General features: G+C 63.3%; 22 protein-coding genes. 11 read left to right on the forward strand and 11 right to left on the reverse strand.

The window, feature by feature from the left end; translation table 11 throughout:
* From J3489_RS28155 to J3489_RS28190, 8 genes are all read right to left on the reverse strand, one after another.
* Positions 1 to 916 (reverse strand): thiamine pyrophosphate-binding protein (locus J3489_RS28155; protein ID WP_207003826.1); only part of this gene is annotated, 916 nt, incomplete at its 3' end.
* The gene (locus tag J3489_RS28160) at positions 909 to 1706 is read right to left on the reverse strand and encodes an SDR family oxidoreductase (RefSeq protein ID WP_207003828.1); all 798 of its coding nucleotides are present in this window, start codon (positions 1704 to 1706) and stop codon (positions 909 to 911) included. The genes J3489_RS28155 and J3489_RS28160, both read right to left, overlap by 8 nt.
* Positions 1703 to 2563 carry an IclR family transcriptional regulator gene (locus J3489_RS28165; RefSeq protein ID WP_207003830.1) on the reverse strand — a complete coding sequence of 287 codons (861 nt, stop codon included), beginning with the start codon at positions 2561 to 2563 and terminating at the stop codon, positions 1703 to 1705. The genes J3489_RS28160 and J3489_RS28165 overlap by 4 nt, the downstream gene beginning before the upstream one ends.
* A gap of 203 nt (positions 2564 to 2766) precedes the next feature.
* Positions 2767 to 3294 carry a cupin domain-containing protein gene (locus J3489_RS28170; RefSeq protein WP_207003832.1) on the reverse strand — a complete coding sequence of 176 codons (528 nt, stop codon included), beginning with the start codon at positions 3292 to 3294 and terminating at the stop codon, positions 2767 to 2769.
* A 26-nt stretch (positions 3295 to 3320) separates the two neighbouring features.
* On the reverse strand, positions 3321 to 4088 hold the full coding sequence (locus J3489_RS28175) for an SDR family oxidoreductase (protein WP_207003834.1): 768 nt from the start codon (positions 4086 to 4088) through the stop codon (positions 3321 to 3323).
* The gene (locus J3489_RS28180; protein ID WP_207003836.1) at positions 4081 to 5169 is read right to left on the reverse strand and encodes an aromatic ring-hydroxylating dioxygenase subunit alpha; all 1089 of its coding nucleotides are present in this window, start codon (positions 5167 to 5169) and stop codon (positions 4081 to 4083) included. Before J3489_RS28180 ends, J3489_RS28175 begins: the two co-directional genes overlap by 8 nt.
* A gap of 84 nt (positions 5170 to 5253) precedes the next feature.
* The gene (locus J3489_RS28185) at positions 5254 to 5565 is read right to left on the reverse strand and encodes a recombinase-like helix-turn-helix domain-containing protein (RefSeq protein ID WP_207003838.1); all 312 of its coding nucleotides are present in this window, start codon (positions 5563 to 5565) and stop codon (positions 5254 to 5256) included.
* 1 nt (position 5566) lies between these two features.
* Positions 5567 to 5881, reverse strand: coding sequence for a non-heme iron oxygenase ferredoxin subunit (locus J3489_RS28190; protein WP_207003840.1), 315 nt, complete (start codon positions 5879 to 5881; stop codon positions 5567 to 5569).
* Positions 5882 to 6315: 434 nt separating this feature from the next.
* Here J3489_RS28190 and J3489_RS28195 point away from each other — a divergent pair, with 434 nt between their 5' ends.
* The gene (locus J3489_RS28195; protein ID WP_207003842.1) at positions 6316 to 7386 is read left to right on the forward strand and encodes a porin; all 1071 of its coding nucleotides are present in this window, start codon (positions 6316 to 6318) and stop codon (positions 7384 to 7386) included.
* Between the two features lie 18 nt (positions 7387 to 7404).
* Here J3489_RS28195 and J3489_RS28200 read toward each other — a convergent pair whose 3' ends face one another.
* A complete protein-coding gene (locus tag J3489_RS28200) occupies positions 7405 to 8376 on the reverse strand; it encodes an IclR family transcriptional regulator (protein WP_207003844.1) in 972 nt (323 codons plus the stop codon).
* Between the two features lie 474 nt (positions 8377 to 8850).
* Here J3489_RS28200 and J3489_RS28205 point away from each other — a divergent pair, with 474 nt between their 5' ends.
* The 7 genes from J3489_RS28205 to J3489_RS28235 all read left to right on the forward strand — a co-directional run bounded on the left by J3489_RS28205 (position 8851) and on the right by J3489_RS28235 (position 12449).
* Positions 8851 to 9603: a hypothetical protein gene (locus J3489_RS28205; protein WP_207003846.1), complete on the forward strand. Its 753-nt coding sequence runs from the start codon at positions 8851 to 8853 to the stop codon at positions 9601 to 9603.
* A gap of 78 nt (positions 9604 to 9681) precedes the next feature.
* Positions 9682 to 9840, forward strand: coding sequence for a hypothetical protein (locus J3489_RS28210; RefSeq protein ID WP_207003848.1), 159 nt, complete (start codon positions 9682 to 9684; stop codon positions 9838 to 9840).
* 468 nt (positions 9841 to 10308) lie between these two features.
* Complete coding sequence (locus J3489_RS28215; protein ID WP_309491435.1) at positions 10309 to 10506, forward strand: toxin HicA; 198 nt, start codon at positions 10309 to 10311, stop codon at positions 10504 to 10506.
* Positions 10506 to 10829: a type II toxin-antitoxin system HicB family antitoxin gene (locus J3489_RS28220; protein ID WP_207003852.1), complete on the forward strand. Its 324-nt coding sequence runs from the start codon at positions 10506 to 10508 to the stop codon at positions 10827 to 10829. Before J3489_RS28215 ends, J3489_RS28220 begins: the two co-directional genes overlap by 1 nt.
* Positions 10830 to 11383: 554 nt before the next feature.
* A complete protein-coding gene (locus J3489_RS28225) occupies positions 11384 to 11683 on the forward strand; it encodes a type II toxin-antitoxin system RelE/ParE family toxin (RefSeq protein WP_207003854.1) in 300 nt (99 codons plus the stop codon).
* Positions 11684 to 11690: 7 nt separating this feature from the next.
* A complete protein-coding gene (locus J3489_RS28230) occupies positions 11691 to 11990 on the forward strand; it encodes an addiction module antidote protein (protein WP_207003856.1) in 300 nt (99 codons plus the stop codon).
* 153 nt (positions 11991 to 12143) lie between these two features.
* Positions 12144 to 12449, forward strand: a complete 306-nt coding sequence (locus tag J3489_RS28235; RefSeq protein ID WP_207003858.1) for a BrnA antitoxin family protein — start codon at positions 12144 to 12146, stop codon at positions 12447 to 12449.
* Here J3489_RS28235 and J3489_RS28240 read toward each other — a convergent pair.
* Positions 12446 to 13450 (reverse strand): phage portal protein, encoded by a 1005-nt coding sequence (locus J3489_RS28240; RefSeq protein WP_207003860.1) that lies wholly within the window; start codon positions 13448 to 13450, stop codon positions 12446 to 12448. The two genes, J3489_RS28235 and J3489_RS28240, sit on opposite strands and share 4 nt — an antisense overlap.
* Positions 13447 to 15216 carry a terminase ATPase subunit family protein gene (locus J3489_RS28245; RefSeq protein WP_207003862.1) on the reverse strand — a complete coding sequence of 590 codons (1770 nt, stop codon included), beginning with the start codon at positions 15214 to 15216 and terminating at the stop codon, positions 13447 to 13449. The genes J3489_RS28240 and J3489_RS28245 overlap by 4 nt, the downstream gene beginning before the upstream one ends.
* Positions 15217 to 15360: 144 nt before the next feature.
* On the opposite strand from J3489_RS28245, the gene J3489_RS28250 reads away from it, so the two are divergent.
* The 3 genes from J3489_RS28250 to J3489_RS28260 are packed head-to-tail and all read left to right on the forward strand — an operon-like array spanning position 15361 to position 17920.
* On the forward strand, positions 15361 to 16176 hold the full coding sequence (locus J3489_RS28250) for a GPO family capsid scaffolding protein (RefSeq protein WP_207003864.1): 816 nt from the start codon (positions 15361 to 15363) through the stop codon (positions 16174 to 16176).
* 35 nt (positions 16177 to 16211) lie between these two features.
* Complete coding sequence (locus tag J3489_RS28255; protein WP_207003866.1) at positions 16212 to 17225, forward strand: phage major capsid protein, P2 family; 1014 nt, start codon at positions 16212 to 16214, stop codon at positions 17223 to 17225.
* On the forward strand, positions 17222 to 17920 hold the full coding sequence (locus J3489_RS28260) for a phage terminase small subunit (protein WP_207003867.1): 699 nt from the start codon (positions 17222 to 17224) through the stop codon (positions 17918 to 17920). The genes J3489_RS28255 and J3489_RS28260 overlap by 4 nt, the downstream gene beginning before the upstream one ends.
* Positions 17921 to 17938: the final 18 nt, after the last annotated feature.

The following is a 17938-nucleotide window of genomic DNA, read 5'->3' on the forward strand; positions in this document are numbered from 1 at the left end:
CGCGGTTGTCGGCGAGTGCGTCGGCGTCGACACGGAACAGCGGCTGCGGCAGCGCGAGCTTGTACTTCAGCGTCTCGTTGCCGCGCAGGCGCGACCCGACGACGACGAGCGCATCGCACGTCCGATAGAAGCTCTCGACAGCCGGATGCACGTTGAACGCGCCGAGCGTGGCCGGATGATCCTCGGGCAGCACGCCGCGCCCCTGCACGCTCGTCACGACGCCGAAACCGAGCGCCACGAGCCGCTCGACCGCAGCGCGCGCACGGCGCGCGCCGCCGCCGAGCCACAAGAGCGGCCGCTTCTTGCTCGCGAGCGCATCGGCAAGCTGCGCGACACGCGCGCTGTCATGCGTGAGCGGGCTCACGTGCGGCGCGGCCAGGTCCGCGGGCCAATCGACGAGCGCGGCTTGAATGTCGATCGGAATCTCGACGCTGACCGGGCCGCTCGGCGCGGTCAGCGCAACGCGCACCGCTTCGCGGATCGTCGGAAACGCGGTTTCGACCGAGCGCACGCGGTATGCGGCCTTCGAAATGGACTTCAGCATCGACAACTGGTCGGGCGCCTCGTGAATGTAGGCGAGGTCCTGGTCGAGATATTCGGTTTCGATCTGCCCGGTGATGTGCAGCAGCGCCGTGCCGGCCGTCAGCGCCTCGACCATTGCACCCGCCGCATTGCCGGCAGCCGTGCCCGTGCTCGTGAACGCGACACCCAGGCCGCCCGACACGCGCGCGAGCCCATCGGCCATATTGAGCGCGCCGGCCTCGCCGCGCGCGCCGACATAGCGGATGTTGCCGCGCCGTCCTATCGCATCGAGGATCGGCATGTTGTGAATCGAAATCACGCCGAACGCCGTGCGCACGCCGCATTGCTCGAGAAATGCGGCGATCAGCTCGCCAACGGTGGTTTGATCAGACATGTCGTGCAACGCCTCCAGAAACATCGATATGACTGCCCGTCGTGTACGACGAGAGCGGGGTAGCCAAATAAAAGAGCGCCTGCGCCGCCTCTTCGGGGCGTCCGAAGCGGCCAAGCGGAATATTCTTTTTGCGCGCGAGCTCCCCAGTCCAGTCTTCCCAGCTCTGGCCCGGTTGAGCCTCGCGCTCGAAGCGGCGCCGCCATTGTCCGGACTCGACGATGCCGATCAGGATCGAGTTCACGCGGATACGCTGCGGCGCGAGTTCCGTCGCGAGCGACTTGGCGAGGCTCAGCACGCCGGCGCGCGCCGACGATGTCGCGACCATATGCGGCTCCGGTTGCAGCGCGAGCAGCGAGTTCACGCAGACGATCGACGGGTGGGCCGCGCCGCGCAGCATCGGCAGGAATGCGCGCGTCGGACGGATGATGCTGAAATACTTCAAGTCGAACTCTTCGCGCCAGGCCTCGTCGGTGGTGTCCGCAAAGGTCGACACGCGCCCCTGGCCCGCGTTGTTCACGAACATGTCGGTGCGGTGAAAGCGCGTCCCTACGGCTTGCGCGAACGCATCGACATCGGCGGCGTCGAGCACGTCGCAGCGCATGGCGAGCAGTTCTCCATTGGGAAACTGCTCGCTCAACGCTGCTTGCGCACGCGCGAGACGCTCGCCGTCGCGGCCGCAGATCGCCACCGAGGCGCCTGCTCGCAGGAACAGCTGCGCGGTCGCGAAGCCGATGCCGGACGAGCCGCCCGTCACCACAGCCACCTGGCCGGTCAAATCGATCTCGATCATCGGAGCCCCAACGCCTTCATGTATTTGGCCTCTTTGGCGGGCCGGTAGTTGAGCCGCAGCGACAGCTTATCGGCGGCACACAGCACCTTGTCGACGAGACCGGCATCGAGCAACGACGTGTCGATCTCGGGGCGAGGGATCGTCGTCGTGATGACGGCCACGATGCCTCCCGTGTCGTTGCGCACCGGTGCGGTGACGACCGAGATGCCGCGCTCGAACGACGAATTGCTCACCGCGTAGCCGCGCTCTGCGTACTCGTGCACGCGCTCGTAGAGTTCGTCGACCGTTTCCGGCGTCGACTTCGTGTAGCGCTCGAGCGTTGCCTCCGGATACAGCGCCCGCAACTCGGCGAGCGACAAATCCCCCATCAGCACATGGCCGTGCGTCGTCGCATGGGCGGGCAGACGCGTTCCGACGTTCACCTTCACCGAACTGAAGATCGGCGCGTGGCTCTGAGCTTTTGCGACGAACACGACGTCGCGGCCATCGCGAATCACGATGTGGCTCGTCAAGCCGGTCTCGTCGCGCAGCGCTTCGATGATTGGCAGCCCCAGATCCGTCAGCTCGAGCGAGCTCAGATATTCGAAACCGAGCCGCAAGACGGCCACACCGAGACGGTAGTTGCGATCCTTGTCGGCACGCTCGAGAAAGCCGAGCGCCTCGAGCGTCTGCAACAGACGGAACACCGTGGTGCGCGGGATGCGCAAGCGCTTCGCCAACTCCGGCGCGCCAAGCACCGGTTCGCGCGGTGAAAACTCGGTCAGGATCTTCAGCCCGCGTTCAAGGCCCGGCACCATGTAGGTCGTCTCGGCCTTGTCGTCTTCTACGCCAGATGCGCCCGCTGTGTCGGGTGTCATTCCATTACTCCGTTATCCTATCTTTATGCCGGATTTGCGCGGCAACATGCGCCGATGATCGCCGAGTACGCATCGGGCGCTTCGACATGGCGCGAGTGTCCGGCGTGCAGCGCGCCGGACACTCGCGCAAGCCTGGTCTCGAAGGGCGCGGCATGCTCGTCAGTGGCGAAGGTGTCTCTGCCCATCGTCGCAGCCCCCGCCGCTTAGCGCTTGATCTTCGCGAGCGGCGAATCGGGCGGATACGTCGGCGTGATCGGCTTCGGCGAACCGAGCATCACGCACATCAACGCATCTTCGTCGCCGATGTTGATTTCCGTGCGATAGACGCCCGGCGGCACCGAGATCAGGTCCCGTTCGCCGACGATCGTCTCCCACGTCTCGCCATCCTTCTCGCAGATCACCTTCATCTTTCCGCGAATGACGAAGAAAATCTCTTCGACGTCGATGTGGATATGGCTCGGGCCGACGTTGCCGGCCGGAATCACCATCGTCGAAAACGTGAAGGCGCCCGCGGGGACCGTATTCACGTCCTTTGCGACACCGGTGCCGCCCGTGCCGACATAGCGCATCTGCGCACGGCGATACTTCGGGTCGTAGTCGGCCTGGAACTTCAGCGCGTCCCAGTCGTACTTGCGCGAGGCAAGACGCGCGACGCGTGACTCCATCCATTCGGCAAAGCTCGCCCGTGCGGGCTGTTCCCATGATTTGCGTTCGAGATCGGCATCCGCCATCGTTTTCTCCGTTTCAGTTGAGACCATCAATTCATCACGAAGCCGCCGTTGACCGGCAGCAACTGGCCGGTGACGAAGCGCGCGGCATCGGACAACAGGAAAAGGACCGGACCGGTCACGTCGTCGGGCACCTGCGCGCGCGCGAGCGCGCGGCCCTGCAGGTAGTAGGCGTGGCGCTCGGCCGGCACATATTCGGTCGCCTCGACCTCCGTGAGTCCAGGCGCGATCGCATTGACCGTGATCCCGTACGAGCCGAATTCACGCGCGAGCGAGCGCGTCAGCGCGATGACCGCGCCCTTGCTCGCGACGTAGGCGGCAAGGTTCGGCGCGCCCCAGAGGGCGGTGTCCGACGCGATGTTGACGATGCTGCCGCGCCCCGAGTCACGCAGATGCGGCAGCGCCGCGCAGCTCGCGAGCCACGTGCCGCGCACATTGACGTTCATGACGGCGTCCCACGTGGCCACCGACAGACTCTGCGCGGGCTTGCCGCCGGAGTTCGTGATCGCGGCGTTGTTCACGAGCGCGTCGACGCCGCCGAGCGTGACGGCGCTCGTTGCGACGAACGACTCGACGCTCGCCGGATCGGCAAGATCGAGGGGCACGAAATGCGCGGTGTGGCCGTCGGCGCGCAGCGCGTCGGCAAGCGCACGTGCTGGTTCTTCGAGCACATCGCCGAATGCCACTTGCGCGCCGGCTTGAACGAGCGCCTTGACAAAGGCTGCACCAAGACCGCGTGCGCCGCCCGTCACGAGTACGCGCCTGCCTGCCAGGAGCGGATGATCAGCCTCATGCATGGATGTGCCTCGTCGTGGAGCCGCCTTCACCGGCGCCCGCGCCGGCGCGCAGTGTGTCGAGCGCGTCGAAATGCTGCTGCGCGCGCTGGCGCAGCATGCGGCGCACGCGCGTCATGCCGACGTCGTGCTGATAGAGGAATTCGTGATCGCGCGCATTCGGCGCCATGCTTTCGAGCACGTAGCGATCCTGCTCGAGCACCGCCCAATGCAGGCCTTCGAGCCGGTTGCGGTACAGGAAGCGCCATGCGTCGCGCTGCCAGCCGCTGACTTTGCGCGTGCGCCAGAAATAGACCTGGCAGTTGTTCTCGTCGACGGGCGTCGCGAAACCGATGATCCCGAAGCTGCCGCCCGGGCCGAACTTCTTCTTGTACGGAATGGCAAGGCGCATCCACAGGCAGCCGGTTTCGCCGAGCTCGACCCAGTCGAAATTGACGCCTCGCTGGTTGACCTTTTCGAATATGAGGCCCGTTTCCGTCTTGCGCACGCGCATGTCAGCCTGCTTGTCGCCTTCGGCCATCGAGTGCGAGCTCGCGTGCAGATAGGCCCCGTGCATCGGGTCCATCACGTTGTCGATCGCGTATTGGTAGTTGCACTTCCAATGCGACATGCACAAGAAATGCGAATGCTCGTCGCTCACGAGTTCTTCAGGCAGATCGAGCGGCGCGGGTTCCTTGTGCGCGTCGTCGCCGAACCACAGGAAAATCGCGCCGGCGCGCTCCTTCACCGGATACGACTTCACGCACTGCTGCCCTTCGAGCGGACAGTTCGACACGGCCGGCACCTTCGTCACCGTGCCGCCGCCGTTCACTTCGACGCCGTGATACCAGCAGGCCACGCGGTCGCCGAGATTCCAGCCGAGCGACAGGCGCGCGCCGCGATGCGGGCAACGGTCTTCTAGCGCGTGCACGTGGCCGTCTTGATCGCGCCAGAGCACGATCTGTTCGCCAAGGCGCGTTAGCCCGATCGGCGCGTTCGCGACCTGCCAGCTCGGCGCGACCGGGTACCAATAGTTGCGAAGACCGCGATCGAGGTAGGCCTGAATCGGGTCGGCGGCGCTGCTTGTATTGGAGGGGGATGTCATCAAGAGACTCCGAATGCGCATGCGTTGAGTACGCGGGAGAAGCCGAGGCCGTCGTACAGACGCTTGCGGCTTGCCACGCGCGTCTTATTCGGCAAGCGCGCGAAATTCGGCGGCCAGCCGCTCGGCGGTCCAGGGCGCGCCCTCGGGAGACCGAAAGCCGACCTGGTTCAGCCCGGCCACCACGTCGTTGAGCTCGGTCGCTCCGGCTTCGAACACTTGCTCGAGCGCATCGCCGAAGTCGTTTTCGTATTGGGTCGGCTCGGCCTTGCGTGTTTGCCAGATGAAGTTTTCGGTCTTGCCCGGCTGCTCGATCGCGCCCTTGCCCGCGACGTTGTTCGGCTGCGGCGCGAGCCAGGGCTTCAGATAGGGATTGAAATTCACGGTGACCTCTTGCATGTCATTGCACCTTGATCTGGATTTCTTCACCGGCAAGACGCACGGCGTACGTCTTCAGGTCGCGGCCGCCGGGCTCTTTCAGGCACTTGCCGGTGGGGATATGGAAGACCGCTTCGTGCAGCGGACACTCGACGGTGTCGCCGTCGACAAAGCCTTGCGTAAGCAGCGCATACGCGTGCGGGCAGACGTTTTCGAGCGCGTAGAGCGCGTCGCCCACCTTGTAGATGCCGATCTCCGTACCGTCGAGCTTGAACTCGATCGGCGCGTCCTCGGACAAGTCGCCGGCATGTCCGGCGCAGCGCCATTCTTCAGACATCTCACTCACCTTCCTCGTGCCATATGTTCCATACAAGGAACAATAGTTTATGTATGGTCATTATAGAAAGGCAAACTGGGAAAGCAAACAGAAATCCTCGCGTCTAGGGGAAAGTACCGAGTCTGCGCCGGGGATTCGTTGCGCGCGCATCCAATCGCTTCTGTCCGGACGCGCCGGGGACCGTCGGATAAGGCGATCGGCAATTTCGATCCGCGCCTTTATTGGCGTTCCGGAGCGTCGCCGACACGCAAAAAAGTATTTCTTTTCGCACGCCGATATGCCTATACTTTCCATAGGAAAGACAGTTGTCCATATATGGAACAAAGAGGACGCTAGCTTGCCTGTGTTGGCGGGTGGAGACAATCCAGATTCGAACCAAGGATGAGGCGAGCCGGCGACGGTTCCTGGCTTGCATCATGTGATTAGGATAACGAATGGTTAAGCAAACGATTGCAGGAGCATTGATCGGGGCCGGCGTCATGTCGGGAGCATGGGCGCAAAGCAGTGTGACGCTATACGGCAGCATAGATGCCGGCGTTGCGTACATCAGCAACGTCGGCGGCGGCACCACGTGGATCGAGGAGCAAGGCAACACGCAGCCCGACCGCTGGGGCCTTACGGGCACTGAGGATCTGGGCGGCGGATTGAAGACGATCTTCAAGCTCGAGAACGGCTTTCATACGAACACCGGCACGCTTGTGACGAGTCTCTTCTCTCGCCAGGCTTATGTCGGTCTCAGTTCCGATCAGTTCGGCACGCTGAGGCTCGGCCATCAGACGCCGTTCAGCTTCGACGTCCTGAGCCCCTTCAGTACCGCTTATCTTGGGCAGAGCTGGTTTGCCTTCCATCCTGGCAACCTCGACGAGCTTGCCGATACCCTCGGCGTTCCGTTCGATAACTCGGTGAAGTACAACTCGCCCAACTGGTATGGATTCTCGTTCGGCGCAATGATGGGGCTCGGTAACACGACTAACTTTGCTACGGGCCGCAGAATGAGCTACGCGCTCAGCTATGCGAATGGTCCGCTGAAGGCCGGCGCGACGTGGTCGGACGAGAATAACCGGATGGTGTCGATCGCGCCCACGGGCATCGCGACCTTTCAGGGGCAACCGAGCGCAACGTACGTTGCCGACAAGCTTCAAAACATGGGAGCCGGCGCCTCATACCAGCTCGGCAAGCTGCTCTTGCATGCGCTCTACACGCGCACGAAGCTGCAGTCGAACGGACACTCCGATACGTTCCAGAGCTACGATGCCGGCGCCAACTATCAGTTCACGCCGGCCAACAGCATCGCGGGCGGAGCTGCCACGACGACGCTCGCCGGCAAGCGCTGGACGCAGTTCGAGCTGGGCGACATCTACGCGCTGTCGAAATCGACGCAGCTGTATGCGAACGTGCTGTACGAGCATGGAAGTTCGGGCACGAACGCCGCATTCTTCACGGCCGGTGTTTCAAGCAGCCAAAATCAGGTCATCATCCTGACCGGGATCCATCACTCGTTCTGAGGCTCCAACGCGCGCCCGTCACGTCGCCGCAAAGGTTTTGCGTTGGGCGCGCGCGAAGGTGGGGTCGTCCGCACGGGGGCGGTAGTTCAAGCGAATCGAGAGCTCGTTTGCAGCGCCGCACGCGGCTTCGATGAGCTGCTCCTTCTCGTGCGGCTCGCCAAGATCGGAGCGCGGCACGGTCACGGTCACCGCGGCCGCGATCTTGCCCGCCTGGTCGCGCACCGGTGCGGTTACGACGGATATCCCGCGTTCGAACGACGCTTCGCTGACCGCGTAGCCCTGCAACGCACATTCGCGCACGCGCTCGTACAGTTCTTCGATAGTCGTGGGCGTGCGCTCGGTAAACGGCTCGAGTCGCGCGTGTCCGTAAAGCTCGCGCAATGCAGCGAGCGTCAGGTCGCCCATCAGCACGTGACCGTGCACCGTTGCATGCGCCGGCAAGCGCGTGCCGATCTGCACCTTGACCGAACTGAATATGGACTGCTGACTCTGTGCCTTCGCGACGAACACGACGTCGCGCTGATCGCGTATCAGCAGATGGGCGGAGAGCCCGGTCGCATCGCGCAGACGTTCGAGAATCGGCGTACCGAAATCGGTCAATTCGAGCGAGCTCAGATATTCGAAACCGAGCCGCAGCACCGCGACGCCGAGCCGGAAGTACCGGTCGCTGTTTACGCGCTCGAGAAAACCGAGTGCCTCGAGCGTTTGAAGGAGACGGAAGGTCGTCGTGCGTGGAATGCCGATGCGCTTGGACAGTTCGGGCGCGCAGAGCACCGGATCGTGCGCCGAAAACTCGGCGAGAATGCGCAGGCCGCGCTCGAGGCCGGGCACTAGATAGGACGAATTCGACGTCCCCGATTCCTCGTCGTTTGCTTCGGCCGGTTCGAGGTTTTCAGCGGCAGGCTCACACGCCGCATCTGCCGCTTCTGACGCATCGCGTGATTTTCTGGGTGCCTTCTTTGCGGCCGCAACCGTGCTTGCTTTTGCCATGTCGGCTTCGATTGAGCTAATGACCAAATCGAATCATAGCGCGAAGGCGGTCACGGCACTGCCGCGCTCGGCTCGCGCCAGGCGAGGCTCCGAGAAGCAGGCCGCCGATCGAGGACAAGAAGACCAACCCCGGTGGGATTGGGCAACGCCGCTTTGCGGCGCTCGAGGGCTCTGGTAGCGAATGGATTGCGATGCTTTGTTCGCCACCCATGCAGAAGTAAATCAGTCGTGACGCCAGCACGCAGTGGGCCGCGGCGCCCGACTGAGACGAGCCAGCCGAAATCATGCGACTGCAACGGAACGGCTAGCAGACCACCTACCTGGCGCCCGGCACGTGAACTGCGGCCAAGGGCCGGGCGTCCGGCCTAGGCCGTTCTGAGGCATAGAATCTGAGCGATGTTCGGATGGCGTCGTAACGGCTCCGGCATAGCACATAAGCAAAAGACAACGTCAGAGATGCTAAAGAGGTGAACAATGGACGAACAAGAATTGCGGGCTGCTCAGCGGCAGCTGCTGGAATCGGTTATCGCGGCAGCGGGGGCAGAGTATAAGACGCTCTCCGATACGTACGAGATGATAGACACCAAGGCTCAGGCGGCAACCACGATTGCAGGGGTGTTCCTAGCCGCAATGTTTTCTTTAAGTGCCCTTCGTTTCCACGACAGCGTCAGCGCCATTACGATAGGGTGCGTCTTCTTTATTATGCTATTGCTCTTGGCGTGCATCGTCTTTGCAATAGCCGCCATGTACACTCGTGAAACAGAAGACCCGCCATGCACGAATCAGTGCCTTCCGGAAGCCGTAAAAGTGTTAGAAACGAAGGATATTGCTACGTTTCAAGATGAGCGCTTACGCTTGATGAAAGGCTGGGGAGATGGATGGGTAAGGGCAAACGTTTCTGTTCAAAAGGCTAATGGGGAGAAGGCAGTTTGGCTGCATCGAGCCCAGCTTACGATACTCGCGGCGGCGTTTATCACCGTCCTCCTCGGGGCACTACTGTTGTTTTTGCCTGCAACACTGATTCCTGCCAGTGCTACGCCCGCGCAGGTTGCAACGCACGCGCAAGATCAGCCGCAAACCGCACCGAATTCGATTACGATCTCGCCGACCATCACCGTAGACGGTCAACAAGAGCGCCCGAAGGACCCTCTTGTCCAATGTTGCTGTACGTCAAACGATGCCGCCTCGCATAGCCTGCCGCCCGCTCGTAAAAAGGCTTGTCACTAGATAATGGTGCTTGCCAAGGTGCCGCTTGAAGTCCGATTACCGTGGTCTGCCGTAGCCCATTTTGCGAGGAGCACCCACATGATGCCCATCGACGATTCCGCTGCGGCAGGCGCGCCGTTCAAGACGCAGCCAGTGCAGCCTTCGGACCGTAGCAGGGGGTGCATTCGCATCCCGGTTGCCTCGATGTCGCTGTTCCCGCCATCAAAGGCCGTGCTGAAAGTCATCTTGCGCGGGTGACCAATCGACGATGAACGCTGGGCCCCCAAGACAGACCCGACAAGCAGCGCTCCGGGAGGATCCGCGTTGGAATAGACGCGCTGCGGGAACTCGTGCTCGACAGCGACAGGCTTACCATTGGCCCGGCTGGGATCGAACCAGCAACCCCTGCCTTCGGAGTTTTGCTGGCGCGCAATACATTCTTATAAATCAAAGCCTTACGCAACTCGCAAACTGCAAAATCAAGTCTCCACAAGGTCATTCAAGGCCAATCCAGCTCGTTCAAGCTGCAATTTAGCTGCACGGTCGGAAGAGCAACCGCCGCGTAGCTCAACGGGTCCGCGGCCGCCTGTAGTCGCCCAATCCTGTCAACCGTTCACACACGGACCCGCGCATCCGTGCGTTGACATATGGTGTCAATAGTGACACCATTTCATCACGGCGAACGAACAAAAAATCCTCGAACAAATGCGGCGCGAGCCAGCGAATGTGCGGTTCAACGATCTGTACAAGGTCTGCGAGGCGCACTTCGGGAAAGCCCGCCAATCCGGCTCCAGTCACGCGATCTTCAAGACACCGTGGCAAGGGGACCCCCGAGTGAACATTCAGAACGATCGCGGCAAGGCCAAGGCGTACCAAGTTCGGCAGGTCCTCGAAGCGATCGACAGACTGAAGGAGAAGAAGTAATGACCCAAGACCACTTTACGTACCGCGTAACGTGGTCCCCGGAGGACGGGGAGCACGTTGGTCTCTGCGCGGAATTTCCGTCCCTTTCGTGGCTCGACGCGACACCGGAAGGTGCGTTGGCCGGTATTCGGCGGGTTGTCGCCGACGTCGTGCGCGATATGGTCGAAAACGGCGAAAAGGTACCTGAGCCGATCGCCGATCGCACGTATAGCGGCGAGTTCAAGGTTCGGATTCCGCCGCAAGCGCACCGCGCGTTGGTTATACAGGCGGCCGAGCAAGGGGTAAGCCTGAATCGCCTTGCGAGCGCGAAGCTCTGCGCCTAACGCCACACCTTTTGGCCGCAGGCATGGGGCGCCCGGCTTCCAGTATGGGGCCGGGCGTTCGCATGTGCGCGCGCCGAAGTGGCCGCGCGATCGATCGCGCGCAGGCCGTCCGCGCTTCGGGCCGGGAAATCCGGGCGCGAACCGACACTGCGGTCGGCTTTCTGGAAAAGTCCCGGTAGCGTTGCATCAATCCGCACTCACACGCATCAAAACGCGCGACTTTTTCGGCACCGGAAACGCCCGGAAATCCGTGCCACAAGGACCGGCAGGCCAGGTGGGTGGGTGCACCAAAACCACCCTCTCAAGCAAAGCCCGCAGGCGGGGAGGGGACTGCAATTTTGGGGGCATGGGGTCGGGTGCCCGCCCGGCCTGGCACCCCCGATCAGAAGTGGGTGCCGCCTCGCGGGAATACAGGCGCGTGGCGGGCCTCGTGACGGTGGCGGAGTGCCCGGCGGGTGTGCTGGCCCGCGCATCAACTGTGCAACGCCATGCTGAGAAGTGTCTTGCCGTCAACTGCAGTTGACATAGCGTGATCTATAGATCACACTTACCCCATGCTGAACATCCGCACAACCGAAGTATTCGACACATGGTTCGACGGCCTGCGCGACCGCATCGCCAAGCGCCGCATCCAGGCGCGCATCGATCGGCTCGCGATGGGAAATCCGGGCGATTGGAAGTCGGCGGGCTCACCGGTCGTAGAGATGCGTATCGACCACGGCCCCGGCTACCGGGTCTACTACGTTCAGAGAGGATCTGTGTTGGTCATCCTGCTGTGCGGCGGCGATAAATCGACACAGGAGACCGATATCCGCGCAGCTCACAAGATGCTCGCGCACCTTGATACGGAGTAAATGATCTATGGACAAGATCAAGACCCGGCCGTGGGATTCGGCCGAGCACCTGAAAACGGAAGACGACATTGCCGACTACTTCGAAGCCTGCCTGCTGGAGGGCGGCGACGATCCGGCATTCATCGCGCACGCGCTAGGCGTGATCGCACGTGCGCGCGGAATGTCTCAGGTGGCGCGCGATGCGGGGATCTCGCGCGAAGGGCTGTATAAGGCGTTGTCGGCCGAAGGCAATCCGAGCTTCGGCACCATCCTGAAGGTGATCAAGGCGCTCGGCCTGCAACTGCACGGGTCGAAAGCGCCTGCATGATGGCTGCCCCGAGTCGCAGCGGCCTCGGCGGCGGCCAACCGCGCGAGCGCCGGCCGGCCTCGATATCCCTCCCTCTCACCGCGTTAGCGGGTCGAAGCGCCGTCCCCCAGCGCGTCACCGACGCCCGGCACATTATTTCGATGAGGAAGCCAAATGAACGCGAGAAAAAGCGCTTTGCACAGCGACTTGGCGAAGGCTGACGCCAGCGGCGTCACATCCGCCGACTTTGACGAAATCCCGGAACTCGACGACGACTTCTTCGAACGCGCGGACGAGTATCACGCCGGCGAGCTCGTGAAGCGGGGGCGCGGCCGGCCCGCGGGTTCGAAGAAGGCGCAGATGAATCTGCGTATTGATATTGACGTGATCGAAGCCTACAAGGCGCAGGGCGATGGCTGGCAGACGCGAACGAACGACGCGCTGCGAGACTGGGCGAAAACGCACGGCATGATGCGTTAAGCGGCCACAGGCGCCGGCGGAATCTCGTAGTCGTCGAACTGGACGACCTCTTCGCCGAGCCACTCGTTCAACTCGGCAAAGCGGGTCTGCAGCGGCTTGATTTCGTTGCGCCCGAACACGCGCGCAGCCGTGTCCGGCGTGCCGAATCCGCCCGAGTTGCTCGGCACGATGCCGAGCAGTTGCGGCGGCACCCGGTGCGCGGCGAGCAGGTCGTCGCGCGTGACGTTCTTGATGTTGAAGAACTCGTCTTTCGCGGCGACCTCGGACACCGGAATGAGCTGGATCCCATCCTTCTTCCCGTTCGGCGCGTACATGAACACGTTGCGGAAATTGCCCGGCCCCTTCGCGTTCTTCAACGCTTCGCGCATCGTGTCGACGTCCTGCTGGTTCTGCGCAGCGTCCGTCATGTACAGGATGAAACCGGCGTGACTGCCGTTCTCGTAATACTTTCGCCGGAACAGCGTCGAAGCCTCGTTCAGCCAGGCCGAGTGAAGCGAACTGAGGTACTCGGGCAGCCCGTACACCTCCTGGTTGATGTCCGGCCGCACGAGCTGGAAGATGCTGCCGGGCTCGAACGCGTGCCGGTCCTGCCAGCCATTGACGTACACGAAGCCGCTGAAGTCTGCCTTGCGCCGCGTGTACTTTGCCAGGGCGGGCTCGAACCGCAGCGTGCCGCCAAGCTGATTCGCGCGACGCTCGAGGTAGCCGTTGCCGAACGTCAGGAAATCGAGCGCCCATCGTTCGAAGGCATGCCGCGACAGCCATTTGTGCGGGCGGAACGTCGACGCGAGCACGTTCGCCTTGAAGTACAGCGCCGAGCTGTGGTGCGTGCTCGCGCGGAACGACTTCGCCAGGCCCGCGAAGCTCACGGGCGGCTCGAACCAGTCGCCGTTCGACCAGCATTCAACGTAGTCGAGAATCTCGGCCCGGTTCATCACCGGCGTGGGATCGTCGAAGGTGAAGACCTCGGTGCGCGACGCGCGCGATCGGCGCTTGCTCATGAATAGAACTCCGTGAAAGATGAAGAATTGACGCCGCCGCCGGCAAGCGGCTCGCGATCGATTGCGTGCAGGCAGGCCCACGCCAGATCGGCGTGGCCGGTCTCGACGTTTCGGTCGGCCGCGAACGTCGACTGCCGACCGCTCGCCGTCATGGTCTGCTTGATCGCCATGAACGCTGCGGCCAGGTCGGTCCAGCCGGCGTCGAATTGCAGCCGGCCGTTGCGGATCACCGACTGGCCCTTCAGCACGAGGCGAGTTTTCACCTCGGGCGAATAGTTCAGCGCGACCACAGCCGGGTAGAACTTGCGCACGAGCTGATAGACGCCCTGCCCCATGCCCGTCGTGTCGATCGCTATGTAGCCGACGTTGTAGCGCTGCGTGATCTGCTCGATTGCCGCCGCCTGCTCCTCGAAGTCGTTGCCGCGGAACTGGTGACGCTCGAGCACGCGGAACGGCCCGCCCTCAACGCGCGGCGGCGCCACGACGACGAGCCCGGCCGAGTCGCCCGTGAGCGCCGGGTCGTAGCCGACCCACACCTCGCGATAGCCGAACGGGCGCAACAGCAGCGGCGAGAAGTCATCGGACCATTCCTCCCACGAGTCGACCATGCAGCGCTGCAGCTCGGCCAGCTTGAACACCGACACCGAGTCGTCGATGAACTGGCACATCAGCAGGTTCGCGAACTCTTCCGGGCTGTACCGCCGCCGCAGGTCCGCCAAATCGAACAGGCTGCAACCGCCCGCGATCGCGTCCAACACCGTGACGACCTGGCGCCACTGCTCGTCCGCGCACAACCCGCCAGCCGCGAGCGCCTCGTGGCTCGTGTCGATCTGGATGCGGTCGCCCGCGGCGCGGCCGCGGTTCACGTGCGCACCGCTCCAGAATGCATACGCCTCGTGCGTGATACTCGACGGCGTGCTGAAGTAGGTCATGCGCCAGTGCTTGTGCATCGCCATGCCCGACGCGACCTTGTTCAGCTCGCGGAACTTCGGCACCCAGAAGTACTCGTCGAAATAGAAGTTGCCGTGGTACGACTGCGCGGTACGCGCGTTCGTCCCCAGGAAATACAGCAAGGCGCCGTTCGGCAGCAGGATCGGATCGCCCGTCAGCTCGACGTCGGCCGCCTCGCGCGCGAGTTGCAGAATGTAGTGCTTGAAGACGTGCGCCTGCGCTTTGCTGGCCGACAGAAAAATCTGGTTGCGCCCCGTGTCTAGCGCGTCGACGAGTGCCTCGCGCGCGAAATAGAATGTCGCGCCGATCTGCCGCGACTTCAGGATGTTGCGCGTGCGCTGATCGCCGTTGCGGTACCAGACCTTCTGATAGTCGAAGAGCGATTCGCGGAACGCCGTCACGATCCGCTCGTGCTGTTCCTCGCTGATATCGTTGCGCGGCGGCCGCCGCTTCGGCCCCGCGTTGCGCGCGGCGATATTCGGATTGAGGTCGCCCTCCTTCCCCGTCTCGCCGTACTTGCGCACGCGCGCCAGCCGCTCAACCTGCCGGCCGAGCAGGTCGATTTCCTTGTAGTCCGCGCCGTCCTTCTTGTCCTTCGCGATGAGGACCATCAGGCGCGTCTCGAGCGACGCCTCAATGCGCTCGACAGGCGTAGCGTCCTTCCACTTGTCGCGGCGACACCAGGACGCCACCGTCGCCGGCTTCAGTTCGAGATGCCGCGCGATCGACGTGATGCGCCAGCCTTGCCAGTAGAGCGAACGCGCGATCTTGCGCACGTCCGCTTCGCGTTGATTGGGGTCCGTCGTGTTGAGCATGCGGCAAGCGTAGGGCGCCGCGCACGCGCGAGCACGCGGAGCCGTACGTCCCCGCGCGAGTGACGCACGCCGTTCGTTGAGCCCTGGCGCGCGAAGTTCGAACATGAGCACCACATTCACTGACCTACGGTTCGACACCTCGCTATGGCAAGCAACACGAAATCGAAATTCTTCCGCGTCGCGGTGGAAGGTGCGACCGTCGACGGTCGCGAGATCAAGCGCGACTGGCTCACGCAGATGGCGAAGCACTACAACCCCGAGCTGTACGGCGCCCGCGTGAACATCGAGCACATCAAGGGCTGGGCGCCACTGTCGAACGCCAACCCGTTCGGCTCCTATGGTGATGTACTGGCGCTCACGGCAAGCGAGATCGAAGATGGGCCGCTGAAGGGGAAGATGGCGCTGTACGCGCAAATCGATCCGACCGACGACATGCTCGCGCTCTCGAAGAAGCGCCAAAAGATCTACACGTCGGTCGAAGTCAATCCGTCGTTCGCGGACAGCGGCGAGGCCTATCTTGTCGGCCTGGCCGCGACCGACGATCCGGCAAGCCTCGGCACCGAAGCGTTGCAGTTCGCCGCGAAGCGCTCAAACAATCTCTTCTCGGCAGCGTGTGAGACGTCGATCGAATTCGACGGCGAACCCGAATCGCCCAGCCTGCTGTCCATCGTGAAGGGCATGTTCGCGCGCACCAAAGCGACCGACGAACAGCGATACCAAGACGCTCGTCGCGCCGTCGAAGAGGTCGCCGATTTCGCAAGCAAACAGGATCGTGCCGTGGCCGCGCTGCGCACTGACCTCACCGCCACGCAGCAGGACGCCGCCAATGCTAAGAAGCGCGCCGACGAGGCTGTCGCCGCCGTCGAAGCGCTGACCGCGAAGCTATCGAACACCGACAACGGCGCACCGCGGCGGCAGCCGTCGACCGGCTCGACCGGCGAGCTCGTAACCGACTGCTGACCCCTTCCACGCTCTCACCCCGGAGAACCCACCTCATGAAGAAGGAAACGCGCCAGGCATACGAGAAGTACGCCGCGCAAATCGCCAAGCTGAACGACACGGGCGACGTGTCGAAGAAGTTCGCTGTCGAGCCGACCGTGCAACAGCGGCTCGAAACCAAGATGCAGGAATCGAGCGCGTTCCTGAAGCGCATCAACGTGTTGCCCGTCACCGAGCTCGAAGGCGAGAAACTCGGCCTGTCGGTGTCCGGCCCGATCGCGAGTCGCACCGATACGACGAAGGCCGAGCGGCAACCGGTCGACCCGACTGGCCTCGACAGCAATAAGTACCGCTGCGAGAAAACCGACTACGACACGGCGATTCTGTACCGCAAGCTCGACGCATGGGCGAAGTTCCCCGACTTCCAGCAGCGCATCCGCGACGTGATCGTTACGCAGGCGGCGCTCGACCGGATCATGATCGGCTGGAACGGCGTGAAGGCTGCGCCGACGACAGACAAGGCGGCGAACCCATTGTTGCAGGACGTCAACATCGGCTGGCTGCAGCAGTATCGCGACCGCGCAGCGCAGCGCGTGCTGCACGAGGGCGCGAAAGAAGCTGGCAAGGTGCTCGTCGGCAAGGCAGGCGATTACGAGAACCTCGACGCGCTCGTGATGGACATCGTGTCGTCGATGATCGACCCTTGGTTCCAGGAAGACACGGGCCTCGTCGCGATCTGCGGCCGCGAGCTGCTGCACGACAAGTATTTCCCGATCGTCAACACGACTCAGGCACCGACCGAGCAGCTCGCGGCCGACCTGATCGTCAGCCAAAAGCGCATCGGCAATCTGCCGGCCGTGCGCGTGCCGTTCTTCCCGAAGCGCGCGTTGATGGTGACGAAGCTCGAAAACCTGTCGATCTACTACCAGGAAAGCGCGCGCCGGCGCTCCCTGATCGACAACCCGAAACGCGACCAAATCGAGAACTACGAATCGTCGAACGACGCGTACGTCGTCGAAGACTTCGGCTGCGGCTGCGTTGCAGAAAACCTTGAGCTGGTGGCGGCATGACGATCAGCACGCCCGCCCGCGCCCACTTCGCTCGCGTGAGCGCCGCTCAGGCGGCGGCCGCGGCGACGCCTGGTCAAACGATGGCTGGAGCCACGCCCTACGAGCTGATGCTCGCCAAGCTCGCGGCCGACCGCCGCGCCCTGAAGGGCGTGCAGTCGGTCGCCCGAAAAGTCGAACTGAAGCGGAAGTTGCTGCCGGAGTACGCCGACTACGTGGCGGGCGTGTTGAACGGCGGCCGCGGTGCGCAGGACGACGTGCTCGTCACGGTGATGGTCTGGCGCATCGATGCCGGCGACTTCGACGGCGCGCTCGCGATCGCCGCCTACGCGCTCGAACATGGCCTGTCCCTGCCCGACCAGTTCGAACGGTCGCTCGCATCGCTTGTCGCCGAACAGTTCGCCGACGCCGCGCTGTCGTCCTTCATGGACGGCGGCACGTTCGACGCGGCGAGCCTCGCACGCGTCGACACGCTGACACGCGACCAGGACATGCACGACCAGGTGCGCGCGAAGCTTTACAAGGCGCTCGGCTACGCGGTGCAGGAAGTCGATCCGCCGCGCGCCCTCGAATATCTGCGCCGAGCGCTGTCGTTGAACGACCGCGTCGGCGTGAAAAAGGACATCGACCGGCTCTCGAAGCTGATCGAAGCCACGGGCCGTGCGGGCGATAGCGCCGCCGGTACCGACGGCACGTAAGGAGCCCACCCCGGCATG

This window comes from Trinickia mobilis, from assembly GCF_017315705.1.
Lineage (GTDB): Bacteria > Pseudomonadota > Gammaproteobacteria > Burkholderiales > Burkholderiaceae > Trinickia_A > Trinickia_A mobilis.